At 55.8% G+C, this 25,430-nt stretch carries 24 protein-coding genes and 1 other annotated feature; of the genes, 21 read left to right on the plus strand and 3 right to left on the minus strand.

Annotated elements, in window-relative coordinates; all coding sequences use genetic code 11:
* Window positions 1-191 precede the first annotated feature (191 nt).
* From spoIIGA to ileS, 11 genes are all read left to right on the plus strand, one after another.
* Window positions 192-1,100 (plus strand): sigma-E processing peptidase SpoIIGA, encoded by a 909-nt coding sequence (gene spoIIGA / locus JMF85_RS13865; protein WP_201318396.1) that lies wholly within the window; start codon window positions 192-194, stop codon window positions 1,098-1,100.
* Between the two features lie 47 nt (window positions 1,101-1,147).
* Window positions 1,148-1,870: an RNA polymerase sporulation sigma factor SigE gene (sigE, locus tag JMF85_RS13870; RefSeq protein ID WP_054795533.1), complete on the plus strand. Its 723-nt coding sequence runs from the start codon at window positions 1,148-1,150 to the stop codon at window positions 1,868-1,870.
* A 159-nt stretch (window positions 1,871-2,029) separates the two neighbouring features.
* The gene (sigG, locus tag JMF85_RS13875; RefSeq protein WP_127607235.1) at window positions 2,030-2,812 is read left to right on the plus strand and encodes an RNA polymerase sporulation sigma factor SigG; all 783 of its coding nucleotides are present in this window, start codon (window positions 2,030-2,032) and stop codon (window positions 2,810-2,812) included.
* A gap of 156 nt (window positions 2,813-2,968) precedes the next feature.
* Window positions 2,969-3,271, plus strand: coding sequence for a YlmC/YmxH family sporulation protein (locus JMF85_RS13880; protein ID WP_054795534.1), 303 nt, complete (start codon window positions 2,969-2,971; stop codon window positions 3,269-3,271).
* A 74-nt stretch (window positions 3,272-3,345) separates the two neighbouring features.
* Window positions 3,346-4,206: a peptidoglycan editing factor PgeF gene (gene pgeF, locus JMF85_RS13885; protein ID WP_201318397.1), complete on the plus strand. Its 861-nt coding sequence runs from the start codon at window positions 3,346-3,348 to the stop codon at window positions 4,204-4,206.
* Window positions 4,207-4,269: 63 nt separating this feature from the next.
* Window positions 4,270-4,965: a YggS family pyridoxal phosphate-dependent enzyme gene (locus JMF85_RS13890; RefSeq protein ID WP_201318398.1), complete on the plus strand. Its 696-nt coding sequence runs from the start codon at window positions 4,270-4,272 to the stop codon at window positions 4,963-4,965.
* Between the two features lie 30 nt (window positions 4,966-4,995).
* Window positions 4,996-5,424 (plus strand): cell division protein SepF, encoded by a 429-nt coding sequence (locus JMF85_RS13895; protein WP_141333752.1) that lies wholly within the window; start codon window positions 4,996-4,998, stop codon window positions 5,422-5,424.
* A 23-nt stretch (window positions 5,425-5,447) separates the two neighbouring features.
* Window positions 5,448-5,717: a YggT family protein gene (locus JMF85_RS13900; protein ID WP_054795537.1), complete on the plus strand. Its 270-nt coding sequence runs from the start codon at window positions 5,448-5,450 to the stop codon at window positions 5,715-5,717.
* Window positions 5,718-5,733: 16 nt separating this feature from the next.
* A complete protein-coding gene (locus JMF85_RS13905) occupies window positions 5,734-6,516 on the plus strand; it encodes a YlmH family RNA-binding protein (protein WP_127607243.1) in 783 nt (260 codons plus the stop codon).
* A gap of 120 nt (window positions 6,517-6,636) precedes the next feature.
* Window positions 6,637-7,116: a DivIVA domain-containing protein gene (locus tag JMF85_RS13910; protein WP_127607245.1), complete on the plus strand. Its 480-nt coding sequence runs from the start codon at window positions 6,637-6,639 to the stop codon at window positions 7,114-7,116.
* Window positions 7,117-7,200: 84 nt separating this feature from the next.
* Window positions 7,201-7,467: a binding site (T-box leader), on the plus strand.
* 55 nt (window positions 7,468-7,522) lie between these two features.
* Entirely contained in the window at window positions 7,523-10,300 is a 2,778-nt protein-coding gene (gene ileS / locus JMF85_RS13915) for an isoleucine--tRNA ligase (protein WP_201318399.1), read from the plus strand.
* Window positions 10,301-10,396: 96 nt separating this feature from the next.
* On the opposite strand, the gene JMF85_RS13920 is transcribed toward ileS, so the two are convergent.
* A complete protein-coding gene (locus JMF85_RS13920; protein ID WP_127607249.1) occupies window positions 10,397-11,158 on the minus strand; it encodes a TraR/DksA C4-type zinc finger protein in 762 nt (253 codons plus the stop codon).
* Window positions 11,159-11,264: 106 nt separating this feature from the next.
* On the opposite strand from JMF85_RS13920, the gene lspA reads away from it, so the two are divergent.
* Genes lspA through JMF85_RS13935 form a run of 3 tightly spaced genes read left to right on the plus strand, consistent with a single transcriptional unit; the run spans window position 11,265 to window position 13,937 of the window.
* A complete protein-coding gene (gene lspA, locus JMF85_RS13925) occupies window positions 11,265-11,795 on the plus strand; it encodes a signal peptidase II (RefSeq protein ID WP_201318400.1) in 531 nt (176 codons plus the stop codon).
* The gene (locus JMF85_RS13930; RefSeq protein WP_054798716.1) at window positions 11,792-12,748 is read left to right on the plus strand and encodes an RluA family pseudouridine synthase; all 957 of its coding nucleotides are present in this window, start codon (window positions 11,792-11,794) and stop codon (window positions 12,746-12,748) included. The genes lspA and JMF85_RS13930 overlap by 4 nt, the downstream gene beginning before the upstream one ends.
* Window positions 12,749-12,764: 16 nt before the next feature.
* Entirely contained in the window at window positions 12,765-13,937 is a 1,173-nt protein-coding gene (locus JMF85_RS13935) for an aminotransferase A (RefSeq protein ID WP_141333749.1), read from the plus strand.
* An 82-nt stretch (window positions 13,938-14,019) separates the two neighbouring features.
* Here JMF85_RS13935 and JMF85_RS13940 read toward each other — a convergent pair whose 3' ends face one another.
* Window positions 14,020-15,168, minus strand: coding sequence for an N-acetyldiaminopimelate deacetylase (locus JMF85_RS13940; RefSeq protein ID WP_054795541.1), 1,149 nt, complete (start codon window positions 15,166-15,168; stop codon window positions 14,020-14,022).
* Window positions 15,169-15,263: 95 nt separating this feature from the next.
* Window positions 15,264-15,977, minus strand: coding sequence for a 2,3,4,5-tetrahydropyridine-2,6-dicarboxylate N-acetyltransferase (gene dapD, locus JMF85_RS13945; RefSeq protein ID WP_054798717.1), 714 nt, complete (start codon window positions 15,975-15,977; stop codon window positions 15,264-15,266).
* A 499-nt stretch (window positions 15,978-16,476) separates the two neighbouring features.
* Here dapD and pyrR point away from each other — a divergent pair, with 499 nt between their 5' ends.
* The 7 genes from pyrR to pyrE all read left to right on the plus strand — a co-directional run bounded on the left by pyrR (window position 16,477) and on the right by pyrE (window position 25,311).
* A complete protein-coding gene (pyrR, locus tag JMF85_RS13950; RefSeq protein WP_054798759.1) occupies window positions 16,477-17,058 on the plus strand; it encodes a bifunctional pyr operon transcriptional regulator/uracil phosphoribosyltransferase PyrR in 582 nt (193 codons plus the stop codon).
* Complete coding sequence (locus JMF85_RS13955) at window positions 17,055-17,963, plus strand: aspartate carbamoyltransferase catalytic subunit (protein ID WP_127607253.1); 909 nt, start codon at window positions 17,055-17,057, stop codon at window positions 17,961-17,963. Before pyrR ends, JMF85_RS13955 begins: the two co-directional genes overlap by 4 nt.
* Before the next feature lie 46 nt (window positions 17,964-18,009).
* Window positions 18,010-19,293 carry a dihydroorotase gene (locus JMF85_RS13960; RefSeq protein WP_155615258.1) on the plus strand — a complete coding sequence of 428 codons (1,284 nt, stop codon included), beginning with the start codon at window positions 18,010-18,012 and terminating at the stop codon, window positions 19,291-19,293.
* 41 nt (window positions 19,294-19,334) lie between these two features.
* Window positions 19,335-20,516 (plus strand): glutamine-hydrolyzing carbamoyl-phosphate synthase small subunit, encoded by a 1,182-nt coding sequence (locus JMF85_RS13965; protein ID WP_201318401.1) that lies wholly within the window; start codon window positions 19,335-19,337, stop codon window positions 20,514-20,516.
* Window positions 20,503-23,718 carry a carbamoyl-phosphate synthase large subunit gene (gene carB, locus JMF85_RS13970; protein WP_155615259.1) on the plus strand — a complete coding sequence of 1,072 codons (3,216 nt, stop codon included), beginning with the start codon at window positions 20,503-20,505 and terminating at the stop codon, window positions 23,716-23,718. The genes JMF85_RS13965 and carB overlap by 14 nt, the downstream gene beginning before the upstream one ends.
* A gap of 110 nt (window positions 23,719-23,828) precedes the next feature.
* Window positions 23,829-24,569: an orotidine-5'-phosphate decarboxylase gene (gene pyrF, locus JMF85_RS13975; protein ID WP_201318402.1), complete on the plus strand. Its 741-nt coding sequence runs from the start codon at window positions 23,829-23,831 to the stop codon at window positions 24,567-24,569.
* Between the two features lie 85 nt (window positions 24,570-24,654).
* Window positions 24,655-25,311, plus strand: a complete 657-nt coding sequence (gene pyrE / locus JMF85_RS13980) for an orotate phosphoribosyltransferase (RefSeq protein ID WP_054795543.1) — start codon at window positions 24,655-24,657, stop codon at window positions 25,309-25,311.
* Window positions 25,312-25,430 lie beyond the last annotated feature (119 nt).

Consider the following 25,430-nt stretch of genomic DNA (forward strand, 5'->3'; position numbering starts at 1 on the left):
TTGCCGTATTAGCCTCTGGGCACAGCTTGGATTAGGCCGATCGGAGGTCAAGGACGTCCCTACCCGTTTGCAGCAACCGACAAAAAAAGATGCTTCCTCCTGTCATGTTTAGACAGACTTTGGAATACCATTGCTATATACTTGTCTCATTCGCAAAAAAGCATGGTGGCGGTAAAGAGAGGTGACGGAAAATGGTCGTTTATATCGATATCATTTTCCTCATCAATGTGTTGATCGACGGCACTTTGATTTGGATGACCGGGTGGTCGCGCAAGCTGCGACTACGTCCGTGGAGGCTTGTACTATCCGCCGTGATCGGCGGCAGTTATGCGGTTTTTTTGTTTTTTCCGTCGCTTGGTTTTATGTACACCTTTGTCGCCAAGATGGCGTTTTCCTTCGCGATGATGCTGACAGCGTTCGGCTTCGGAGGGATGGTGCACTTTTTACGCAACCTGGGCACGTTTTATGTAATCAATTTCGTAGCGGCCGGATGCGTCGTCGGATGCATGTATGTGCTGCAGTCGTCGCACGACATCTTGAACGGGGTCATGTTCGGTCGCGGATTGACGGGAACGCTTCCGCCCCTCATTATCGCGATTCCGCTAGCCATGTGGATCTACAAGCGGGTCGTGCTGGCGTTAAAGCAAAAGCAAGAAATCGCTTCCTTCATGGCTAAAGTGGATGTGTACATTGATGCGATCGCCTCCAGCTGCACCGGTCTGATCGACACGGGCAATCAACTGTACGACCCGCTGACGAAGACGCCGGTGATGGTGATGGAAGCCTCGCAGTGGGGGGAGTGGATCCCCGAGACGTGGATGGCCAAAATCAGGCGGGCTGAAGTCGACCAGATCGTAGGCGCCATCGGTACCGAACCTTTCATCTGGCAGGACCGGCTGCGGCTGGTGCCTTACCGGGGCGTGAATCGAAGCACGCAGTTTATGCTGGCGCTCAAACCTGACAAAGTGGTCATTACGACGGAAAGCGGACAAATCGAAACGATCAAGGTGCTCATCGGACTTGACGGCGGGCGCTTAAGCTCGGATAACGCTTACCAGGCCATTATTCACCCTTCATTGGTGCAAAGCCACAGCGGTTAGCGTCAAACCAACAGCGGTCAACATACCGGAATAGGAGGTAGTCGAACATGTTAGTCAAGTGGAAGCTAATGCTGCAAATCATGTATTTTCGTCTTTTGCTGCTGCTCGGGCTTAAGGGAGAAGAGATTTATTACATCGGAGGAAGCGAAGCGCTGCCGCCCCCGCTCACCCGCGAAGAGGAAGAATATTTGCTGGAGAAGCTTCCGTCGGGCGATGCGGCCATCCGGGGGATGCTGATCGAACGAAATCTCAGATTAGTCGTATACATTGCGCGTAAATTTGAGAATACCGGCATCAATATCGAGGATCTGGTGTCGATCGGAGCAATCGGTCTTATTAAAGCGGTGAACACCTTCGATCCGGAGAAAAAGATCAAGCTTGCCACGTACGCTTCCCGCTGCATTGAGAACGAAATATTAATGTATTTACGCCGAAACAGCAAAATCCGTACGGAAGTCTCGTTCGATGAGCCGCTTAATATCGATTGGGACGGCAACGAGCTGCTGCTGTCGGATGTTCTCGGCACGGAGAACGATACGATATACCGGAACATTGAGGAGCAGGTGGACCGGAAGCTGCTGCATAAGGCTTTAGATAAATTGTCCGAACGCGAGCGCATCATCATGGAACTGCGTTTCGGGCTGCGGAACGGCGAAGAGAAGACGCAAAAAGATGTGGCCGACATGCTCGGTATTTCGCAATCGTACATCTCCCGCTTAGAGAAGCGAATTATTAAGCGGCTTCGCAAAGAATTTAACAAGATGGTGTAAAATCCGGAGGGTGAAGAAAAAAGCTGCAGTTCGTTCTGTAGCTTTTCCGCGTTCCAGCAGGCCATTCGCGGGTGCTGCGGCGAGTTGGAAAAAAACGCATAAAAAAAATGTCCAGGGGGATAATGTACATTAATGTTTCTCCTTGGGAGGTAATCACGAATGACCCGAAACAAAGTCGAAATTTGCGGCGTCGATACGGCAAAGCTACCGGTTTTGACCAATGCGGAAATGCGTGAACTGTTCGTCGGTTTGCAAACGAAGAATGAACGATCTGCAAGAGAGAAATTAGTAAACGGCAACCTCCGGCTGGTGCTATCCGTTATTCAACGCTTTAACAACCGGGGGGAATACGTGGACGATCTGTTTCAAGTCGGTTGTATCGGACTGATGAAAGCCATTGATAATTTTGATTTAAGCCAAAATGTAAAGTTTTCGACGTACGCCGTTCCGATGATTATCGGGGAAATTCGCAGGTACCTGCGGGATAACAACCCGATTCGGGTATCGCGTTCGCTGCGGGACATCGCTTATAAGGCGCTCCAGGTCCGCGACCAACTGACGAACCAAAACTCGCGCGAGCCCACGATTTACGAAATTTCCGAAGCGCTGAACGTTCCTAGGGAAGATGTCGTATTCGCGCTCGATGCGATCCAGGATCCGGTGTCGCTGTTCGAGCCGATTTATCACGACGGGGGCGACCCGATTTACGTAATGGATCAAATTAGCGACGATCGCAACAAGGATGTGTCGTGGATCGAAGGAATCGCCTTGCGGGAAGCGATGCGCAAGCTGAACGACCGGGAGAAAATGATTTTATCCATGCGGTTTTTTGACGGAAAAACGCAAATGGAAGTCGCCGATGAGATCGGCATTTCGCAAGCGCAAGTCTCTCGTCTGGAAAAATCGGCCATCTCGCAAATGCAAAAGCACGTAAAAAACTGAAACAGCCGCACCTCAACCGTGAAAATCCGACCCGAACCGCAGGCCAAGCCCGTGGGAAAGGTCTTTTTTTATATGGAAAACGGTACACGCATGGACATTTTGCCCAACTTTCACATACACATAAAGTATCAACTAAAGCTCGGTGGTGAGGGCAGCTTGAAAATATCCGATTTTCAAACGAAGGACGTCATCAATATCGTGGACGGCAAGAAGCTGGGGCAAATCAGCGATCTGGAGCTCGACCTGCGGAACGGGCGAATCGAGGCGATTGTCGTTCCGAACTCGCCGCGTTTCTTCGGATTGTTCGGGGGCGCGACGGACGTTATTATCCCATGGCGCAATATTGTGAAGATCGGGATGGACGTCGTGCTTGTGAAAATCGAAGATATGCGCAGCGTCCGGCAGGAGGAGACCGAGGTCTCCTACGAATACAACCGCAATTACCGCGAAGGGAATTAAGCGCCGAATGGGGTGTTCTTTTCAGGCGTATCGTGTATACTGAATGGTAAACGATGACAGGGGGCGCAAGGGGAATGGAACCTTTTGTTCTCGAGAAAGCCGATAACGGCTGCGAGTTGTTAGCCTTGGCGCCTTTCACGCGCGCCTATCCGCAGCTGTCCGCCGGATTTACGACACGGCTTGGCGGCGTTAGTCGAGGCGATTTCAGCAGCTTGAACTGCGGGCTTCACGTTGCGGACGAACCCGGCGATGTCGTGCGCAACCGGCGTCTGTTGGCCGAGGCGCTGGAGTTTCCGTTCGACGCCTGTACGTATGCCGAACAGGTGCACGGCAACGAGATTCAAGTGGTAACGAAAGCATGGCGCGGAGCGGGCAACGACTCGCGCGAGAAGGCGCTGCAGGCGAAGGACGGGTTCGTGACGAACGAACGCGGGGTTTACTTGCATGCGCTGTTCGCGGACTGCGTGCCGCTTTACTTTTACGATCCGATCCGTCAAGCGGTCGGGCTGGCGCATGCCGGCTGGAAGGGCACCGCACTCCAAATCGCCAAGGCGCTGCTGGAGACGATGAGCGCCGCGTACGGCACGAAGCCGCGCGATGTGAGAGCGGCGATCGGGCCTTCGATCGGTGCCTGCTGTTACGAGGTGGACGACACCGTCATCGGGCGGATCGACCGGGCGCTTCGCGAGGCGGATGAGGAAGCAACCGTTCAACCGGTCGACGTACTGTGTTACGAGCAGCAGCCGAACGGCAAATATAAGTTAAACTTGCAACAAGTCAACCGACAAATTATGATAAAAGCAGGAATATTGCCGTCTCATATCGAAATAACAGGTTTATGCACAAGCTGTCATACGGATCTGTTCTTTTCGCATCGGAAGGAAGGCGGCAGGACGGGCCGAATGGCAGCTTGGATCGGGCTCCGGGAAGCGTAGAGGCTTCCCGCGTTAGAAGCCGTTCGCTGTCTCGAACGCGGTCGATCGTAAATGGGGTGAATAATGAAGTTGAACAATCAATTGGCAGATCGCATACAGCACGTGCAGGAACGAGTGGCAGCCGCTTGCGCCCGCTCGGGCCGCGACCCGAAAGAGGTGCGGACGATTGCCGTTACGAAATACGTTTCGCTGGTGAAGACCGGACAAGTTCTCGAAGCCGGACTTACGCATATCGGCGAGAACCGCTGGCAGGATGCGGCGGCCAAGTGGGAAGCGTTCGGATCGAAGGGCACGTGGCATTTTATCGGACATTTGCAAACGAACAAAGTAAAGGACGTCATCGGCAAGTTCGCCTATATTCATTCCTTGGACAGGCTGTCGCTCGCCAAGGAGATTGAGAAGAAAGCTTCCGGGCTGCAGCTGCAGGTGCCTTGCTTCATCCAGCTGAACGTATCCGGTGAGGAGTCGAAATACGGATTGGAGCCGGAATCGCTGATCTCGTTCGTTAGAGAAATACGGGGAATGGATTCGATTCGGATTGCCGGGTTGATGACCATGGCGCCGTACGAAGCGGAAGCTGAGGAAACCAGGCCTGTATTTCGGGGGCTTCGGGAGTGGCGCGACCGCTTGAACGACGCCGGCGTACTTGATTACGAAGTGTCGGAATTGTCCATGGGCATGTCGAACGATTACGAAGTGGCAATCGAGGAAGGCGCGACTTGGGTGAGGCTCGGCTCTATTTTGGTGGGTAAAGAATAAAGCGTCACCAAACAAAAGGAGGGAACGGATATGGGCGTTTATAACAAGTTTATGAATTTGATCGGCCTGCAGGAAGAGGAAGAGCTCGTCGAGCGCGAGCGCAGCTTGGAGCAGCATGAAGAAAATGAAACTCCGGCGCAGGAAGTGCGTAAAACTAAAGGGAACATTGTGAGCATTCATTCGCAAAAAAATATTCGGGTCGTCCTGCACGAGCCGCGTTCTTACGAGGAAACGCAGGAAATCGCCGATCATCTGCGTTCCCGCCGCCCGGTTGTCGTCAACCTGCACCGCGTTCGTACCGATCAGGCGACGCGGATCGTCGATTTCCTGAGCGGTACGGTGTACGCTTTGAACGGCTCGATCTCCAAGATAGGTCCGAATATTTTTCTGTGCACGCCGGATACGGTTGAAATTCACGGTTCCATCTCGGAATTGCTCAACCAGGATGAACAAGCTTGACTACAAAAACGAGGTGAACGTATTTGAGCTCTATTGAAGGTTTCATATCCACACTCGTCAACATTTATCAATACGTGCTTATCGCTTACGTGCTGCTTTCCTGGCTGCCTAACGCGAGGGAGAGCTTCATCGGCGAAATACTGGCTAAGCTGTGCGAGCCGTATTTGGGTCTGTTTCGCCGCTTCATCCCGCCGATCGGAGGCATGATCGACATTTCGCCGATCGTCGCCTTAATTGCGCTACGTTTTATCGGCATGGGATTGGCCGTCGTCATCGGCTACATCATCCCTTAATTGAAGGTGATTTCAACTGACGCAGGATAACATTTACGCTCACTTTCACCCGGATGAGCATCGTTTCGTCGATCAAGCCGCCGAATGGGTGGCCAGGGCCGAGCAGCATGAAGTGAAACGGACCGATTTTTTAGACCCAAGACAAGCGTTCATCTTAACGAGTCTCGTGAATCGAAGCGCAGACGTGCAGGTTCGCTTCGAGGGAGGTCACCCGAACGCCGAGCGGAAGCGGGCGATTGTCGCCCCGGATTACCGCGTACTGGATGATGAAGAGATGGGCATCCGGCTAATCGAAGTGTCTTCCACAGACGACAGCCTGGGCGATTTGGACCATGGCGACTATATGGGCGCAATACTCGGTTTGGGCATTAAACGGGATAAAGTCGGCGACATCTATGTGCTGCCGACCGGATGCCACTTTCTTGCCGCCGCAGAGATCGCCGATTATATCGTGCTTCACTTGAACCAGGTGCATCGTGTGCACGTGCATACGGGCACGCTGCCGCTGGACAAGCTGCAGGCCACGGAAACGAAGCTCGACGACATGAACTTGACCGTCGCTTCCCTCCGCTTGGACGGGATTGTCAGCGACGTGTACCGGCTCAGCCGCGCGAAGGTGCTTGTTCCGATCAAAGCGGGCCGCTGCAAAGTGAATTGGAAGCAGGAAGAGGATCCGAGCAAGCCGCTGAAGCAGGGTGACGTCGTGTCGCTGAAGGGGTTCGGCAGGTTCAAAGTGTTGGAAGTCGAAGGGCTGACCAAAAAAGGCAGGTATCGCATTCGAATCGGCAAATATGCATAAATTGCCGATTTTTTTGATTTATGCAGGCAGGAAAAATCTAAGTATTGTCGAAATATACCAATACGCATGGATGTCGAACATCATCGGCGCACGTTGCTCAAATATGCAGGAGGTGCAAGAATGGCTTTAACACCGCTCGATATACATAATAAGGAATTTAGTCGTTCGTTCCGAGGATATGACGAGGATCAGGTCAATGAATTTTTGGATCAGGTTATTAAAGACTACGAGGCGTTAATTCGTGAAAATAAAGAGATGCAAAATCAATTGATTACGATTCAAGAGCGGCTGGATCACTTTGCAAACATTGAGGAAACGCTGAGCAAGACGATCATCGTCGCTCAGGAAGCTGCGGATGAGGTAAAAACGAACGCGAAGAAAGAAGCACAGCTCATCATCAAGGAAGCGGAGAAAAACGCTGATCGGATTATTAACGAATCGCTTTCGAAGGCGCGCAAAATCTCGGTTGAGATCGAGGAGCTGAAGAAACAGGCATCGATCTACCGTACCCGTTTCCGGACGTTAATCGAAGCGCAGCTCGAACTGCTCAGCAAGGAAGATTGGAACTCGCTTGAGCGCACGGAAGTGGAGCAGCCGTAAACCGGACAAGCCCGGATATTCATACAAGCCGTGTCAGTTGACGATGCGCGCAATTTTCGATATACTCCTGTTAAGTTACCATATGTGAAAGCGAAGACTGGGACGAGTACTTGGCGTACGGCTGAAGCAAGCGATTCGGGGGTTGGTGCGAGCCCGGACTTCGGCGGCTTAGGAATATCACCCAGGAGCGTCTCTTGAACCGATGCGTAAGTAAAGAGCAACGGATGATCCCGTTATCGATCATGGAGCGAAGATTATAAGCCAATTGATTCATCCGGTCGGGCGTCAGCCGCGGATGGGGTTGGCTATTGTCTTAATCAGGGTGGTACCGCGAGACTTCTCGTCCCTATGGGATGCGAGGTCTTTTTTTTGTTTGGTTTGAATCAAGTCAGGAGCGTGGGTAAATATGTCAAACGTAGATTATGGAAAAACGTTAAACCTGCTGCAAACCGAGTTTCCGATGCGCGGGAACTTGCCGCAGGCCGAACCGAAAATGCAGCAGCACTGGGAAGAGATTGACATCTACCGTCTCGTGCAAGAAAGCCGCAAAGGCAAGCCGAAATTTATACTGCATGACGGTCCTCCGTATGCAAACGGGGATATTCATATCGGCCATGCGCTGAACAAAGTATTGAAAGATATTATCGTCCGCTTCAAAACGATGCAGGGCTACGACGCCCCGTACGTGCCGGGCTGGGATACGCACGGCTTGCCGATCGAGCAGGCCATCGCCAACGGCGGCAAGGTCGACCGTAAAAAAATGAGCGTTCCGGAATTCCGCGATTACTGTAAAGCCTACGCCCTCGAGTGGGTCGAGAAACAAAAGAAACAGTTCAAGCGGCTAGGTATCCGCGGCGATTGGGAGAACCCGTACGTAACCCTGCAGCCAAAATACGAAGCCCAGCAAATCCGCGTGTTCGGCGGCATGGTGAACAAAGGTTACATCTACAAAGGGCTGAAGCCGGTCTATTGGTCTCCGTCCTCGGAGAGCGCGCTGGCCGAAGCGGAAATCGAATATAAAGACAAAACTTCAACCTCGATCTATGTGGCGTTTCAAGTGAAAGACGGAAAAGGCAAGCTGCCCGAGGATGCCGCGATCGTCATCTGGACGACGACGCCTTGGACGCTTCCTGCCAACCTCGGGATCAGTCTGCATCCGGAATTTGACTACCTGCTGGTAGAGGCGGCCGGCCGCAAGTTTGTGCTTGCGCAAGGGCTGCTCGAAGCGGCGGCGAAGGAAATCGGCTGGACAGACGTGAAGGTGCTGTCTGCCTACAAAGGCGCCGAGCTGGAGCATGTGCTCTGCCAGCATCCGTTCTACGACCGCACGTCCCTCGTGATGGTCGGCGAGCATGTCACGCTGGAAGCGGGTACGGGCTGCGTTCATACCGCGCCGGGTCACGGGGAAGATGACTTTGTCATCGGGCAACGTTATAACATCGGCGTGTTGTGTCCGGTGGACGATCAGGGGCATTTTACGGCGGAAGCGCCGGGCTTTGAAGGCATGTTCTACGATAAGGGAAACAAGGTGATCACGGAGATGCTGCAAGCTTCCGGCCACCTGCTGCATATGAACACGATCCAGCATCAATACCCGCATGACTGGCGGACGAAGAAGCCCGTTATCTTCCGTGCGACCGAGCAATGGTTCGCTTCCGTCGATAAATTCCGTCAAGCGATGCTGGACGAAATCAAACGCATCGACTGGACGCCGGAGTGGGGCGAGACCCGTCTGCACAACATGATCGCCGAGCGCGGCGACTGGTGTATTTCCCGGCAACGGGCATGGGGCGTTCCGATTCCGATCTTCTATTGCCGCAGCTGCAACGAGCCGCTCGTGAATGAGTCGACGATCGAGCATGTTGCGGGCATCTTCGAGCAGGAGGGCTCGAATGCATGGTTCTTGAAGGATGAGAAAGAGCTGCTGCCGGCAGGTACCGTGTGCCCGTCCTGCGGACACGACCATTTCCGCAAAGAAACGGATATTATGGACGTATGGTTCGATTCCGGCTCCAGCCATGTAGCGGTATTGGAGACGCGCGAGGAACTGCAATGGCCGGCTGACTTGTATTTGGAAGGATCGGACCAATATCGCGGCTGGTTCAACTCCTCGTTGATCACGGGTGTTGCGGTGAAGGGGCAAGCGCCTTACAAAGGTATCCTGTCCCACGGCTTCACGCTGGACGGCGAAGGACGGAAAATGTCCAAGTCACTCGGCAATACGATCGATCCGAAGCAAGTGGCAGACAAGCTGGGCGCTGAAATTTTGCGTCTGTGGGTGTCCTCAACCGACTTTCAGGCGGATCAACGCATCTCGGATAACATCTTGACCCAAACGTCCGAGGGTTACCGGAAGATCCGCAACACGCTGCGCTTCCTGCTCGGCAACCTGTCGGATTTCGACCCGGCTCGCGATCGCGTCGACGTGTCTGCCCTGAACGAGCTTGACCGATTCGCCATGATTCGTCTGCACCGGATGGCCGACAAAGTAATTAAAGCTTACGACAAGTATGAGTTCCATGTCGTTTATCAAGCGGTGCATCATTATTGCGCCGTCGAAATGAGCGCGTTCTACCTGGATATTCTGAAAGATCGGCTGTACGCCAGCGCGGCGGCGGATCCGGAGCGAAAAGCGGCACAAACCGTATTGTACGACACGCTAACGGTTATAACTAAACTGATCGCGCCGATCCTGCCGCATACCGCGGACGAAGTGTGGAAATATATCCCGGGCACAGAACTGGCCAGCGTGCAGCTCGCCTATTTGCCGGAAGTGAATGCGGACTTGTTCGATGAAGCGTTGGAGCAGAAGTGGGAATCGTTCATCTCGCTGCGTGACGATGTGCTGAAGGCGCTGGAAGAAGCGCGCAAGGAGAAGCTCATCGGGAACTCGCTCAGCGCTTGCGTGCATCTGTATCCGAATGCGGAAGCCGCGAAGCTGCTTGCCGGCTTTGACAGGCTAGATCTGCTCTTCATCGTGTCGGGTGTCGTCGTGCACGAAGCGGGAGAGACGGTGCCTGCCGGGGCGCATGCATTCAAGGAAATGGCGGTGTCCATCGCTGTAGCAGACGGTGAGAAGTGCGAGCGCTGCTGGATCGTCACGCCGGAGGTTGGACACGATCCGGAGCATCCTACGTTGTGCAAACGGTGCTCAGGCGTCTTGAAAGAAGGCGCTGCGGTTTAACCCGGTGTATCCGCGCAAACAAGTAACGAGCGATCTCCGGCTGAGGCCGGAACGCTCGTTACTTGTTGCGTTGATTCCGTATTCCGCACGCAACGTTCAGTCGTAGCTGTCCTCCACGGAAGATTCTTGTTCCAGTAAGCCGTAGCCTTCGCCATTGCGCATATAATCGCGGTAAGCCTGGTTGCGGACGACGGTGACCTGTTGGCCGTACAGATCGGTCGCGACGAAGCTTTCGAACGATTCGACGTAACCGACATTCTCTTCGGCTTCGATCTCCATATCGTTGTAGTTGTTGGATATATCCGGATCTTCCGCCATCGCCGGGGAATTGGATGTGCCCCAGCTCTCCACGATTTGCCAAGCGTCTTCGCCGTCAAATTGATTTTGATCGGGGAGCTCGTCCAAGCTCGTACGTCCGAATGGCGGAGCCAGCAGCTGCTCTTCCACAGGTCTGCGCTCCGATTCGTTGGGGTCGGGCACATGCTTGACGCAGTACGCCGCGGTAGGCATAGCTTGCAGCCGTTCGAACGGTATCGGTTGCCCGCAAGCGCGGCACGTTCCGTATGCACCCGTTTCGATGCGTGCGAGCGCTTCGTTGATGTCGGTTAAGTGACGTTCCGCATTTTCAAGCAAAGCGATGTCTTTAGCCCGCTCGAACATTTCGCTGCCGAGGTCGGCCGGATGGTTGTCGTAAGCGGATAGTTCACCGGTTTGATCGCGGAGCGAATTTTCCAGGCCTTCGTGCTCTCGGTCGGTCAAGTGCGCTTGAAGCCACTGCTGCTCTTCCTGAAGCTTAGCGCTCAGCTCCTGCAGCTGTGCCCCGGATAACGCGTGATCCCGGGATGGAACGTTCGTCAAGATGATCGCCTCCTCGAGGTGGTTGCCTACCGTTAGTTTAAGCGGACCGGAATTTTTTTAGCTAGGTAAATCCTTGTAATGTCAGCTCGAATAAGGGGTTGTTCCATTGAAATATTTACAATACTACGTGTACGCCGTCATCGTGCTGCTTGTCGACCAAGCGACGAAATGGGTGATTGTCAACCGCTTGGTGATTGGAGAATCGCGTTCCGTTATCGGCGAGTTTTTCCAAATTACGTCACACCGGAATAAAGGAGCGGCCTTCGGCATCCTGCAAAACCAACGATGGTTTTTCATCGTTATCACGATCTTTGTCGTGATCGGTATCATCTGGTATTTGAAAAAGACGTTGGACGAAGGCAAGAAGCTGCTGCCGTTTGCGTTAAGCTTGCTGCTGGGCGGAGCGCTCGGCAATTTCATCGACCGGGCGAGAACGGGCGAGGTGGTTGACTTCTTCCAATTTACATTCGATTTCAGCTGGCTGCAGACGCCTTATATTTTCCCCATTTTCAATGTGGCGGATTCCGCAATCGTCTCCGGCGTCGCTTTGATCTTCCTGGACGCGTTAATCAGTTGGCGCCGCGAGGCGAAGCAGAACGTCAAGACCGGATCGGAAAGCGGGGATTTGCAGCCATGAGCGGAGTGCAGCAAGAAGTCTCCGGGGATTTGGATTCCCGCCAGGAATGGGTCATTGAAGCGACGGAAGCGGGCGAACGCATCGACAAGTTTCTAACCGAGGCGCTGGATGAGGAGGTGTCGCGGACGCAGGTGCAGCAATGGATCAAGGAAGGCCATGCAACTATCGACGGCCGCGTGGTCAAGCCGAACTACAAGCTGAACGAGGGCGAAACGCTGGCGCTGATCATCCCCGAGCCGCAGGAGCTGGAAGTGGCCGCGGAGCCGATTCCGCTCGATGTCGTCTACGAGGACTCGGACGTGATTGTCATCAATAAACCGCGCGGCCTTGTCGTGCACCCGGCGCCCGGCCATTACAGCGGCACGCTCGTGAACGGGCTGATGTACCACTGCCAGGACTTGTCCGGCATTAATGGGGTGATGCGTCCCGGCATCGTGCACCGGATCGACAAGGATACTTCGGGACTGCTGATGGCTGCGAAGAACGACCTGGCCCACAGCGGGCTGGCCGCGCAGCTGAAGGCGCACACGGTCAACCGCAAGTATATCGCCCTTGTGCACGGCAACGTGCCGCACGACAACGGAACGATCGATGCGCCGATCGGCCGCGATCCGAAGGACCGCAAGCTGTACACGGTCACAGAGAAGAACAGCAAGCGTGCCGTCACGCATTTTCTCGTATTGGAACGATTCGGCGACTACACGTTAGTCGAGCTGAAGCTGGAAACGGGACGAACGCACCAGATTCGCGTCCACATGAAGTTTATCGGGCATCCGCTGGTCGGCGACCCGGCCTACGGCCTGTCGAAGAGCAGGGGCGTCGTCATGGAAGGGCAAGCCTTGCATGCCGCCGTCCTCGGCTTCGAACACCCGCGCTCCGGAAAGTGGCTGGAGTTTGAAGCGCCGCTGCCGGACGATATGCTGCGATTGTTGGACGTACTAAAAACGCGATAAGGAATGAAAGCCGGACATGGAACAATTGGAGAGGCTCATTAATCCGCGGGTCAAAGACATTCAAATTTCAGGCATCCGTAAAATTTCGAATCTGGTCAGCGGATATAAGGATGCGATTACACTGACCATCGGGCAGCCGGATTTTCCGACGCCTGAACATATTTTGCACGCGGCGGAGCAGGCCATCGCCGACCACCGCACGACCTACACGCCGAATCCGGGGCTGCCGGAACTGCGGTCGGCCATCTCACAGTTCGTGAAGGGGAAGTACGGACTGGAGTATGCCGCAGCGGACGAAATCATCGTGACGACTGGCGCAAGCCAGGCGCTCGATATTACGCTGCGGACGCTGCTGACCGAAGGCAGCGAGGTTATTTTACCGGGTCCGATCTATCCCGGCTATGAGCCGCTTGTCCGATTGTGCGGAGGCGTACCGGTCTATGTGGATACGCGATCCAATGGCTTCAAGCTGACTGCAGAACTGCTTGAGCCGCATCTGACGGACCGGACCCGCTGCGTCGTTCTCTGTTACCCGTCAAACCCGACCGGTCGCGTCCTGGCGTCGGAAGAGCTGGCGGAGATCGGACAATTGCTGGCCGATCGGGAAGTGTTCGTCATCGCCGACGAAATTTACAGCGAGCTTATCTACGATGCGCCGCACCGCTCTTTCGCGGCCGTGCCGGGCATGCGTGAGCAAACGATCGTCATTAACGGCTTGTCGAAATCCCATTCCATGACAGGCTGGCGGATCGGCTTCACGCTTGCGCCCGCCTACTTGTCCCAGCATATGGTCAAGGTTCATCAGTACAACGTGACCTGCGCAAGCTCGATCAGTCAATATGCGGCGATTGAAGCGCTGACAGCGGGCGTGGATGACGCTGCCCCCATGAAAGCCGAGTACCGCAAGCGCCGCGATTTCGTATACGACCGGTTGACCGGCATGGGCTTTACGCTGGAGAAACCGGAAGGGGCGTTCTATATGTTCCCTTCGATCGAGCGGTTCGGGTTGACGTCGATGGAGTTCACGATGCGTCTGCTCGAGGAGCACCGCGTCGCGGTTGTTCCGGGGGATGCCTTCTCGCATTTCGGGGAAGGGTACGTGCGGCTTTCGTATGCATACGGGATGGATGTGCTGGAAGCCGGGATGGACCGGCTGGAGGCGTTCGTGAAGAAGCTGCCCCACCGTTGAATTTGGCGCCATGTTATCGAATTTTAACTGCGCAAACAGCCGTTCGGAATGATCCGGACGGCTGTTTGCATATCATTTCAGGCTATTGCTCCGACTTCCAGGTCAGAAAGCGGGTCATGAGGCCGATGGCCGTATCGATGGCCGCTTCGTCCGGCTCGATCTTCGCATGATGCAGCCCGTACGGGGTATTGACGCCGAGCCAGAACATGAAGCCGGGAATCGATTCGAGGAAATATCCGAAATCTTCGCCGGTCATCGCTTCCGTACATTCATGAAGCTTCACGCCGAACTCCGCCTGCGATTCGCTGAGCCAGCTCATAAACTCCGCGGTCACGGACTTTTCGTTATACACCTGCATGTAATTTGAACCGTAATCGATCTCGGCTTTACAGGCGAACGAAGCCTCTATGCCGTTCACGATCGCTTCTATGCGCGATTTAACGAGCTTCATCGTATCGGCGGATAAAGTGCGGATCGTTCCTTCGAGGCGCGCCCGCTCCGCGATGATGTTCTGCTTCGTGCCGCCGTCGATCTTGCCGATCGTGATCACGGCGGAGTCGAGCGGGTTCACATTGCGCGCGATGACGGTTTGCAGCTGGCCGACAAGCTGACAAGCGGCGACGACCATATCGTTGGCGTTGTGCGGGAAGGCGGCGTGCCCCCCGGTGCCCACAAGGTCGATAAAGAGCTCGGACGTGTTGGCGAACAGGATGCCGGGCTTCGTCGCAATCGTGCCGACCGGATATTCCGGGGCGATATGCAGCGCGAAGATCTCGTCCGGACGCCAAGCCTGAAACTCTTCGCTTTCGAGCATCGGAAGCGCGCCGCCCGGACCTTCCTCCGCCGGTTGAAAAATAAACGTCAAATCGTCGCGGATCGGATGAGAGGCAAAATGGGCCAAAATCCCGAGCCCGATGCTCATATGCAAATCGTGGCCGCACGCGTGCATGAAACCGGGATGCGTCGATTTGAACTCGTAACCGGTGTCCTCCTGAATGGGCAAGCCGTCCATATCGGCACGGTAGCCATACCTGCGCTTCGGCGCGGTTCCGCGAACGTTCACGAGAAGACCGGTCCGCCATTTGCGAACTTCGATGCGGTCCTGCGGCAGACGGGAAATAAAGTCAAGCAAATAAGCTTGCGTTTTGAATTCCTGGAAGCCCGGTTCGGGGATTTGGTGCAGCTCGCGGCGCACCTGAACGAACGGGCTGGGAATGACGGTTTTGCTCATAAGCGAACCAGAGCCTCCTATAAGAAAGCAATTTGGGCCGTGCACGGTTAACAGAAAGGCCCGGCGCCAGGCGCCGAGCCGCATCCATGCGCTATTTACAGGGTGCGCAGGTCTTTCAAAATTTCCGTTTTGGACTTTGTCTTGTCGTCCACTTTCTTGATCACGCGTGCTGGCGTACCCGCCACAACACTGAAAGGAGGCACATCTTCCACGACGACCGCGCCGGCCGCCACGACGGAACCTTCCCCTACGCGCACGCCTTCCAGAATAACTGCGTTCGCGCCGACGAGCACATCGTCTTCGATCACGACCGGCTGCGCCGAAGGCGGCTCGATGACACCCGCGAGGACGGAGCCTGCGCCGATGTGGCACATTTTACCGACTTTCACGCGGCCGCCGATGACGACGCCCATATCGATCATGGTGCCTTCGCCGATGGAAGCGCCGATGTTGATGACGGCACCCATCATAATGATGGCGTTGTCGCCGATGCCGACCATATCGCGGATGATGGCGCCCGGCTCGATGCGGGCGTTGATGCCTTTCAGGTCGAGCAGCGGAATGGCGGAGTTGCGGCGGTCGTTCTCGACGACGTAGTCTTCGATTTTCGCGCTTTGCTCGTCAAGCACCGCTTTAATATCGGTCCATTCGCCGAACAGGACGCCGCTTTTGCCGGATACGAACGCTTGGATCGTATCGCCGAAAGCGATGGATTCCAAATCGCCTTTTACATATACTTTCACCGGGGTTTTCTTTTTGCTTGTTTTGATAAGATTAATGACTTCTTCGGTATTCATTTCGATCGACATAATGTTTCACTTCCACTCCTTATGTAAGGTTGCCGCTCGGACAAGCGGACACGAACTACATCTTTTATAGCACAATCCACCGTTTCTAGCAATGTTTAAGACCCCGCATGCCGCAAAAGGAGACCGGGCCCGAACGCGATAACGCAACTGGCGGCCCTGACAGGAAAGGCAATGCCGATTCATCGTCCGCTTGTTCGGTTCGAACGATGAAGGCACCTCGACGTCTATTGACATCCGCTGTCGAACGTGGGATAATGCTCGTAACTGAAAAGCACCTTTAAAATGCAGTCCCGTGAGGCTGACAAGGTGAACGACGAATTGAACGGTCTACCCGGAACGGAACGACTTGGGTTGGTTATGTCCAGCTCATCTCGGTTCCTGCGGGCAGGTTCTATTTTCGCGCACGCTAACCTTGTCCACACGGCAAGGTTTTTTTATGTCTTGCGCAGTCGATCGCTTTGTGATGAAGGAATACAACGGTGAGGAGGTTCCGGTGTTCATGCAGCAAACCGAGCTTGTGCTAATGGACGATACGGCCATACGACGAGCATTGACGCGTATCGCCCATGAAATATTGGAACGAAACAAAGGCTTTGAAGATTGCGTACTCATCGGGATCCGCACCCGGGGCATTCATCTGGCCCGGCGGGTCGCTGAGAAAATTGTCGAAATCGAGGGAGCTAACGTACCGATCGGGGAAGTGGACGTCACGCGATATCGCGACGACAGGACCATCTCCGCACCCCCGCACGTAACCGCCTTGAGCGAAGAGGCGGCTGCGCTCGAAGCCGGACGGCAAAGCCTCGTGGTTCATAAGAAGAAAGTGATTTTGTTCGATGACGTATTGTACACGGGACGAACGGTGAGGGCGGCGATGGATGCGCTGATGGATCTCGGGCGGCCGCAATCGATACAACTGGCCGTGCTCGTCGACCGCGGACACCGGGAGCTGCCGATCCGGCCGGATTACGTGGGGAAGAACGTTCCGACCTCGCGAATGGAGAGCATTGAGGTGCACTTAACGGAATCGGACGGCGCGGACCAAGTGCTCATCACAGGACAGAGGAGGCAAGGCGAATGACACGAACTCAGCTTTTATCCGATAAACATCTGCTCGGAACGAAAGGGCTTAGCGCCGAAGAGCTGACATCCATTTTGGACCGCGCCGCTTACTGGGAGCAATATCCGGTGAAGGTGACCGGTCATTTGCAAGGCCGCTTCGTGGCCAACATGTTTTTTGAGAACAGTACGAGAACGAGATTTTCCTTTGAGGTTGCGGAAAAGCGGCTTGGCGCTGAAGTGCTCAATTTCACAGCCGCCGTATCCAGCGTTCAAAAAGGCGAATCGATTTACGATACGGTACGAACGCTGGAGTCCATGGGCATCGACGCCGGCGTCATCCGCATGAAGCCGAACGGTCTCTTGCCCGAGCTGGTGCAAAAAATCAAGGTGCCGCTGATCAACGCCGGCGACGGCAACAACGAGCACCCGACGCAGGCGCTGCTCGATCTGTATACGATCCGCCAAACATTCGGCGGCTTCAAAGGGCTGCACGTCGCCATCATCGGCGACATCCAGCACAGCCGGGTCGCCCGCTCGAACTTGTGGGCGCTGCAAACGCTTGGCGCGAGGGTCAGCTTCTGCGCGCCGCAAGGCATGCGTGCGGATGAGCTGGGCGAGCACGCGCCTTATGTTACGATCGACGAGGCGCTGTCGGCCGACGTCGTCATGATGCTGCGGGTGCAGCTGGAACGCCACGAAGGCACGCTGTTCGGGTCGGCGGAGGAATACCGCGCCGCCTACGGGCTGACGTCGGAGCGGGCTGCGCGAATGGCGCCGCACGCGATCATCATGCACCCGGCCCCGTTCAACCGGAACGTCGAAATCGACGACGAGCTGATCGAGTGCGAGAAGTCGAAAATTTTTACGCAAATGAGCAACGGCGTGCCGATTCGGATGGCCGTGATCGAGCGCGCGTTGAGCTAAGCGAAGGGGATTGCGCGAAACATTTTAACCATATGTGGAGGTTTTCATGGGAATTTGGATCTTGAACGCCCGCGTTGTCAGCGCAGGGAATGAAACACAAGCGAAGCACGTGCTGGTGGAGGGCGGTCTCGTGGCCCGTATTGCAGATGCGGACGGCACGTCGCCGGATATCGGCGGACATGAAGTGATCGATGCCAAGGGCAAGCTGCTGACACCGGGATTGATCGACATGCACGTGCACCTGCGCGAACCGGGCTTTGAACATAAAGAAACGATTGCGACCGGTACACGCTCGGCTGCCCGCGGAGGTTTCACAACCATCGCCTGCATGCCGAACACGAGGCCGGTCATCGACACGGTCGAGACCGTGAAGTACGTGCTGGACAAAGCGGAAACCGAAGGCGTCGTCCGCGTGCTTCCGTACGGCTGTATTACGAAAAACGAGCTCGGCCGCGAGCTGACCGACTTCGAAGCACTGAAGGAAGCGGGCGTAATCGGGTATACGGATGACGGGGTCGGCGTGCAAAGCGCTCAGATGATGAAAGACGCGATGGCTAAAGCGGCCTCGATCGGCATGCCGGTTATCGCGCACTGCGAAGACAACACGCTGGTAGAGGGCGCCGCCTTCTCGGAAGGCTCTTTCGCTCGCAAGCACGGGCTGAAGGGCATTCCGAACGAGTCGGAAGCGATTCATGTGGGCCGCGATATTTTGCTGGCTGAAGCGACGGGCGTCCATTATCATGTGTGCCACGTCAGCACGGAGCAATCGGTCCGGCTGATCCGGCAGGCGAAACAGATCGGCATCAAGGTGACGGCGGAGGTATGTCCGCACCATCTGCTGCTCTCGGACGAAGATATTCCCGGACTCGACGCCAACTGGAAAATGAATCCGCCGCTGCGCACGCCGCGAGACGTGCAGGCTTGTATCGAAGGTCTCATGGACGGTACGATTGATATCATCGTAACGGACCACGCGCCGCACAGCGAGGAAGAGAAGGCGCGCGGCGTACAGCTCGCTCCGTTCGGCATCGTCGGCTTCGAGACGGCCTTCCCGCTTCTGTACACGAAGTTCGTGGAAACGGGGGCCTGGAGTCTGGAGTTTCTGATCGACAAGATGACGAAGCTGCCGGCCGAAGTGTTCGGACTGCCGTGGGGAACGATAACTGAAGGTAAACCGGCGGATTTAACCTTGATCGACCTGGAGTCGGAGAAAGCGGTCGATCCGGCGGAATTCGCTTCGAAGGGACGCAACACCCCGTTTACAGGCTGGGTGCTTAAGGGCTGGCCGACGCTGACGATGGTGGAAGGCAAGGTTGTTTGGTCGGTATGATGTAAAGCTTGAAAACAACATTACATAAGGAGTGAGCATCGATGCAGGCAAGATTGTTGTTGGAAGACGGTACGTTGTTTACCGGCAAGGCGTTCGGAAGCACCGGCGACTCGGTGGGTGAGATCGTTTTTAATACAGGTATCACAGGTTATCAGGAGGTTCTCTCGGACCCGTCTTACTGCGGGCAAATCGTCACGATGACGTATCCGCTGATCGGCAACTACGGCATTGCGCGCGACGATTTCGAATCGATCCGTCCGTTCATTCACGGCTTTGTCGTGCGCGAGCACGAGATCGTGCCGAGCAACTGGAGAGCCGAGTATTCGCTGGACAACCTGTTGAAAGAATACGGCATTATCGGGATCAGCGGCATCGATACGCGGATGTTGACCCGCCGCATCCGCCATCTTGGCGTCATGAAAGGCATCTTGACCACATCGGATAAGCGCGTCGAAGAGCTGCTCGAGCAGTTGAACGGGACGCCGCTCATGACGGACCAAGTGTCCCGCGTCTCGACGAAAAGCGTGTTTAGCGCGCCGGGGACGAAAGAGCGCGTCGTGCTTGTCGATTACGGTTCCAAAAGCGGCATTCTGCGCGACCTGACGAAGCGCGGTTGTGATGTGGTCGTCGTTCCGCAGGATGCGACGGCCGAGCAAATCCGCCGCCTCTCGCCGGACGGCATTCTGCTGTCCAACGGCCCCGGGGATCCGAAAGACGTGCCGCATGCGGCGAAGATGATCGCCGAGCTGCTCGGCGAATTCCCGATCTTCGGCATCTGCCTCGGCCATCAATTGTTCGCCTTGGCGAGCGGAGCCGACACCGAGAAGCTGAAATTCGGTCATCGCGGAGGCAATCATCCGGTGAAAGAACTGAAATCCGGCCGCTGCTACATCACGTCCCAGAACCATGGGTACACCGTTAAGGAAGAATCGATCGCCGGCACGGAGCTGGAAGTGACGCACATCAACAACAACGACCGTACGATCGAAGGCTTGCGCCATAAGAAATACCCGGCTTTCTCCGTACAATATCATCCGGAGGCCGCACCGGGACCGTTCGATTCGAGCTATTTGTTCGACGAATTTCTGACCATGATCCGCGACCATCAAAAAAATACGCCGAAGATTTCGCGCCAAGCGCAACTCGCAGCGGCTTACGAACAGCAGGCGAACGGCGCCGCAGGATCCGTTTCGAAAGGGGAATTGACCTATGCCAAAAAATAATACACTTAAAAAGATTCTCGTTATCGGTTCGGGTCCGATCGTCATCGGCCAAGCGGCGGAATTTGACTACGCCGGGACGCAAGCTTGCCAAGCTTTGAAAGAAGAAGGCTACGAGGTCGTTCTGATCAACAGCAACCCGGCTACGATCATGACCGACACGAACATGGCTGATAAAGTATATATCGAGCCGATCACCCTGGATTTCGTCACGCAAATTATTCGTCAAGAACGTCCGGACGGCTTGCTGCCGACGCTCGGCGGTCAAACCGGTCTGAATATGGCCGTGGAGCTCGCTCGCGCGGGCGTGCTCGAACGCGAGAACGTGAAGCTGCTCGGTACGCAGCTGACCGCGATCGAGAAGGCGGAAGACCGCGACTTGTTCCGCGATCTGATGCGCGAATTGGAGCAGCCGGTGCCGGACAGCACGATCGTGACGACGGTACAGGAAGCGGTTGATTTTGCGAATGAGATCGGTTATCCGATCATCGTGCGTCCGGCCTATACGCTGGGCGGAACGGGCGGCGGGATTTGCGCAGACGAAGAAGAGCTGCTCGAAACGGTCGCATCCGGGATTCGTTACAGCCCGATTAACCAATGCTTGATCGAGAAAAGCATTGCCGGCATGAAGGAAGTCGAGTACGAGGTCATGCGCGATGCGAACGATAACTGTATCGTCGTCTGCAACATGGAGAACTTCGATCCGGTAGGCGTCCACACGGGCGATTCGATCGTCGTCGCTCCGAGCCAGACGCTGTCCGACCGCGAGTACCAAATGTTGCGTTCGGCCTCCTTAAAAATTATTCGCGCGTTGAATATCGAGGGCGGCTGCAACGTTCAGTTCGCGCTTGATCCGCACAGCTTCCAATACTACGTGATCGAGGTTAACCCTCGGGTGAGCCGTTCTTCCGCGCTGGCGTCCAAGGCTACAGGTTACCCGATCGCCAAAATGGCTGCAAAAATCGCGATCGGCTACACGCTTGACGAAATCGTCAACCCGGTCACGGGTCAAACATACGCCTGCTTCGAGCCGACGCTCGACTACATCGTGTCGAAAATTCCGCGCTGGCCGTTCGATAAATTCACCTCGGCCAACCGGAAGCTCGGGACGCAAATGAAGGCGACCGGCGAAGTCATGGCGATCGGCCGTACGTTCGAGGAATCGATCCATAAAGCGATCCGTTCGCTTGAAATCGGCGTCCACCGTCTGTTCTTGAAAGAAACCGATTTGCTGGACCAAGCGACGCTGGAGCAGCGTCTGGTGAAGCCGGACGACGAGCGGATGTTCCTGATCGCCGAAGCTTTGCGCCGCGGCTACACGGTGCAGCAGCTGCAGGACTTGACGAAGGTGGACTGGTGGTTCCTGCACAAGCTCGAGGGCATGATTAGATTCGAAGCCGAGCTCCAGCAGCCGGAACTGACGCCGGAATTGTTATATGAAGCGAAGCGCAAAGGGTTTACGGACCGCGCTATCGCCGAAATTCGCCAGTCGGCCGACAAAGGGCTGAACATGACGAAAGAAGCGGACGTTCGCGCTTACCGCCTCGGCCTGAACCTGAAGCCGGTGTACAAAATGGTCGACACGTGCGCAGCCGAATTCGAAGCTTCGACGCCTTACTATTACTCGACCTACGAAACCGAAGATGAAGTGAAAGAGACGACGAAACAGAAGGTCGTCGTGCTCGGTTCCGGACCGATCCGGATCGGACAAGGCATCGAGTTCGATTACTCGACCGTTCATGCGGTGTGGGCGATTCAGGCCGCCGGTTACGAAGCGGTCATCATCAACAACAACCCGGAAACCGTGTCGACGGACTTCAATACGTCCGACCGTCTGTACTTCGAGCCGTTGTTCTTCGAGGACGTCATGAACGTCATCGAGCGTGAGCAGCCGATCGGCGTCATCGTGCAGTTCGGCGGCCAAACGGCGATCAACCTGGCGGCACCGCTGTCCCAAGCCGGCGTACGCATTCTCGGTACGGATCTGGAGAACATCGATGCGGCCGAAGACCGCAAGAAGTTCGAAGCGCTGCTGCGCTCGCTCGATATCGCTCAGCCGCCGGGCGGCACCGTCACTTCGGTCGATCAAGCCGTTGGCATGGCTTCGAAGTTCGGTTATCCGGTGCTCGTGCGCCCGTCCTACGTATTGGGCGGCCGGGCGATGGAAATCGTCTACTCCGACGAAGAGCTGCTCAGCTACATGGAATACGCAGTGAAAATCAATCCGGAGCATCCGGTCCTGATCGACCGTTACATGCTCGGCAAAGAAGTTGAAGTCGACGCCATTTGCGACAAAGAAACCGTATTGATTCCGGGCATTATGGAACATATCGAGCGGGCGGGCGTTCACTCCGGCGACTCGATCGCGGTGTATCCGACGCAAACCGTATCGGAAGAGCTGAAGCAAAAAATTATCGACATCACGACGAAAATCGCCCGCGGCTTGCAAGTGGTCGGCCTCGTCAACATCCAGTTCGTCATTTATCAAGACGAAGTGTACGTGATCGAAGTCAATCCGCGTTCTTCCCGGACGGTTCCGTTCTTGAGCAAAGTCACGAAAATCCCGATGGCTAACGTGGCGACACGCGTCATCATGGGTGAGACGCTTGCGGATATGGGTTATGAGAACGGCTTGTGGCCGGAAGACAACTACGTTTCCGTTAAAGTGCCGGTGTTCTCCTTCGCCAAGCTGCGCCGCGTCGACACGACGCTCGGACCGGAGATGAAATCGACGGGCGAAGTCATGGGCCGCGATAAAACGTTCGCGAAGGCGCTCTACAAAGGCTTGATCGGCTCCGGCATGAAAGTGCCGCCGACCGGCGCCATCATCGCGACGATTGCGGACAAAGACAAGGCGGAAGCGACGGAAATTTTCCGCGGCTTCGACCGGTTGGGCTACCGCATCGTAGCGACAGGCGGTACGGCGGCGGCGCTTGAAAAAGCCGGGCTGAACGTAACCCGCGTCAACAAGCTGAGCGAAGGCTCGCCGAACATTCTGGATCTGATTCGCAACGGCGAAGCGCATTTCGTCGTCAACACGCTCACTAAAGGCAAAATGCCGGAGCGCGACGGCTTCCGGATTCGCCGCGAAGCGGTCGAGAACGGCGTCGTGTGCATGACCTCGCTCGATACCGTCAGCGCGCTGCTGCACGTGCTGGAATCGATTTACTTCCAATCGACGCCGATGCCTGCGCATCAAGCGTAACTATAAGCAGCAAACCCGAATTAGCACAGTGTCTCCGGCTTGACTGAGGAGCGCTGTGCTAATCCCTTGATGGGGCCCGAATGAGAAGGAAACGAGAAGGAGACGGACGAATGACAAAGAACGGCAGGTTGGCGGCGGAACGCATCATGGTAGCCTTGGACTACGCTTGCGAGGAGCAGGCGGAGACGCTTGTGAAGTCGCTCGAAGGCATTCCTTGTTACATGAAGGTGGGAATGCAGCTTTTCTACAGCGCAGGTTCCGCGTTCGTAGCGAGGCTGAAGGACAAGGGCTACAACGTTTTCCTGGATTTGAAGATGCACGATATCCCGAATACGGTTAAGGGCGGGGCCGAGAGCATCACGCGGCTCGGCGTGGACATGTTCAACGTGCATGCCGCGGGCGGAGTCCGGATGATGGAAGCGGCTCGGGAAGGCGTCGATAAAGCTGTGACCGGAGCGGGACAAGGCAGCAAGCCGCTGCTTATCGCCGTGACCCAATTGACAAGCACGAACCAGGCGACGCTGAACGACGAGATCGGTATTGCCGGCAGCGTGGAGGATGCGGTCATCCGGTATGCGAAGCTGGCGCGGCTTGCGGGCATGGCCGGCGTCGTCGCTTCGCCGCATGAAGTCGCGGGCATCAAAGAGGCATGCGGCACCGGCTTTGTCACCGTGACGCCGGGCATTCGTCCGGCGGGGGCCGACATCGGCGATCAATCGCGCGTCATGACGCCGCCTGAGGCGTTTGCGCAAGGCACCGATTATGTCGTCATCGGGCGTCCCATCACGGCTGCGCCGGACCCGAGAGCGGCGCTGGAAGCGATTATCGCTTCCGTCGAAACGGGCAGCTAAGCTGGAGCTGGCATGTAACCAGCCTGTAACTGGAATGGAGCACGAGCTTTTCAACCGATAATCCCCATAAAAGGAGCATACCCTAATGAGCGCCACAACGATTCGTACCAACCCGCAGCTTGCGGAACAAATCGCAGCCGATTTGCTGTCCATCGGCGCGGTCGCCCTGCGGCCGCAGCAGCCTTTTACCTGGACGTCGGGCTTGAAATCACCGATTTATTGCGACAACCGGCTGACCATCTCGTACCCGGAAGTCCGCGAACGGATCGCGGAAGGGTTCGTTTCGATCATCCGCGAATATTTTCCGGATGCCGAAGTGATTGCCGGAGCGGCGACGGGCGGTATTCCGCACGCGGCTTGGGTCGCGCAGAAACTTGGCCTGCCTATGGTATACGTACGCGATAAAGCGAAAGGCCACGGCAAAGAAAACCTGATCGAAGGCACGATCCGCCCGGGGCAGAAGACCGTCGTCATCGAGGATCTGATTTCCACCGGAGGCAGCTCGCTGAAGGTTGCGCTTGCCGTGAACGAAGCGGGTGCCGCTGCGCTTGGCGTACTGGGCATCTTCTCGTACCAGTTCGATAAGGCGAAAGAAGCGTTCGACGGCGCAGGCGTCCCGTTCGAGACGTTGACCAACTACACCACGCTGCTGCAGGTTGCCCTTGCGAAGGGCAGCATCCAGGAGCAGGATTTGGCTGCGCTGCAGGCATGGCGTGCGAACCCGAGCGAATACGGGAAATAAGTCGAGCAAGGCTTTTAGTTCCGATCGATTTGGAAGGTCAATATATGGAGAAAGCCCTCTGTCACCGTGTGACAGAGGGCTTTCTAATGGTACGCCCAGCATGGGCGTCATCTCTACGA

The sequence above is a fragment of the Paenibacillus sp. EPM92 genome (assembly GCF_016586185.1).
In the GTDB taxonomy this organism is placed as follows: Bacteria; Bacillota; Bacilli; order Paenibacillales; family NBRC-103111; genus Paenibacillus_G; species Paenibacillus_G validus.

Excerpts from the sequence above, each read along its gene's own strand:
- pyrF (WP_201318402.1), top strand. The coding sequence starts at position 23,829 with ATGACAAAGAACGGCAGGTTGGCGGCGGAACGCATCATGGTAGCCTTG.
- pyrE (WP_054795543.1), top strand. The coding sequence starts at position 24,655 with ATGAGCGCCACAACGATTCGTACCAACCCGCAGCTTGCGGAACAAATC.
- JMF85_RS13940 (WP_054795541.1), bottom strand. The coding sequence starts at position 15,168 with ATGAGCAAAACCGTCATTCCCAGCCCGTTCGTTCAGGTGCGCCGCGAG.
- pgeF (WP_201318397.1), top strand. The coding sequence starts at position 3,346 with ATGGAACCTTTTGTTCTCGAGAAAGCCGATAACGGCTGCGAGTTGTTA.
- dapD (WP_054798717.1), bottom strand. The coding sequence starts at position 15,977 with ATGTCGATCGAAATGAATACCGAAGAAGTCATTAATCTTATCAAAACA.
- JMF85_RS13930 (WP_054798716.1), top strand. The coding sequence starts at position 11,792 with ATGAGCGGAGTGCAGCAAGAAGTCTCCGGGGATTTGGATTCCCGCCAG.
- spoIIGA (WP_201318396.1), top strand. The coding sequence starts at position 192 with ATGGTCGTTTATATCGATATCATTTTCCTCATCAATGTGTTGATCGAC.
- pyrR (WP_054798759.1), top strand. The coding sequence starts at position 16,477 with ATGCAGCAAACCGAGCTTGTGCTAATGGACGATACGGCCATACGACGA.
- JMF85_RS13960 (WP_155615258.1), top strand. The coding sequence starts at position 18,010 with ATGGGAATTTGGATCTTGAACGCCCGCGTTGTCAGCGCAGGGAATGAA.
- ileS (WP_201318399.1), top strand. The coding sequence starts at position 7,523 with ATGTCAAACGTAGATTATGGAAAAACGTTAAACCTGCTGCAAACCGAG.
- sigG (WP_127607235.1), top strand. The coding sequence starts at position 2,030 with ATGACCCGAAACAAAGTCGAAATTTGCGGCGTCGATACGGCAAAGCTA.
- JMF85_RS13965 (WP_201318401.1), top strand. The coding sequence starts at position 19,335 with ATGCAGGCAAGATTGTTGTTGGAAGACGGTACGTTGTTTACCGGCAAG.
- JMF85_RS13890 (WP_201318398.1), top strand. The coding sequence starts at position 4,270 with ATGAAGTTGAACAATCAATTGGCAGATCGCATACAGCACGTGCAGGAA.
- sigE (WP_054795533.1), top strand. The coding sequence starts at position 1,148 with ATGTTAGTCAAGTGGAAGCTAATGCTGCAAATCATGTATTTTCGTCTT.
- carB (WP_155615259.1), top strand. The coding sequence starts at position 20,503 with ATGCCAAAAAATAATACACTTAAAAAGATTCTCGTTATCGGTTCGGGT.
- JMF85_RS13910 (WP_127607245.1), top strand. The coding sequence starts at position 6,637 with ATGGCTTTAACACCGCTCGATATACATAATAAGGAATTTAGTCGTTCG.
- JMF85_RS13895 (WP_141333752.1), top strand. The coding sequence starts at position 4,996 with ATGGGCGTTTATAACAAGTTTATGAATTTGATCGGCCTGCAGGAAGAG.
- JMF85_RS13935 (WP_141333749.1), top strand. The coding sequence starts at position 12,765 with ATGGAACAATTGGAGAGGCTCATTAATCCGCGGGTCAAAGACATTCAA.
- JMF85_RS13955 (WP_127607253.1), top strand. The coding sequence starts at position 17,055 with ATGACACGAACTCAGCTTTTATCCGATAAACATCTGCTCGGAACGAAA.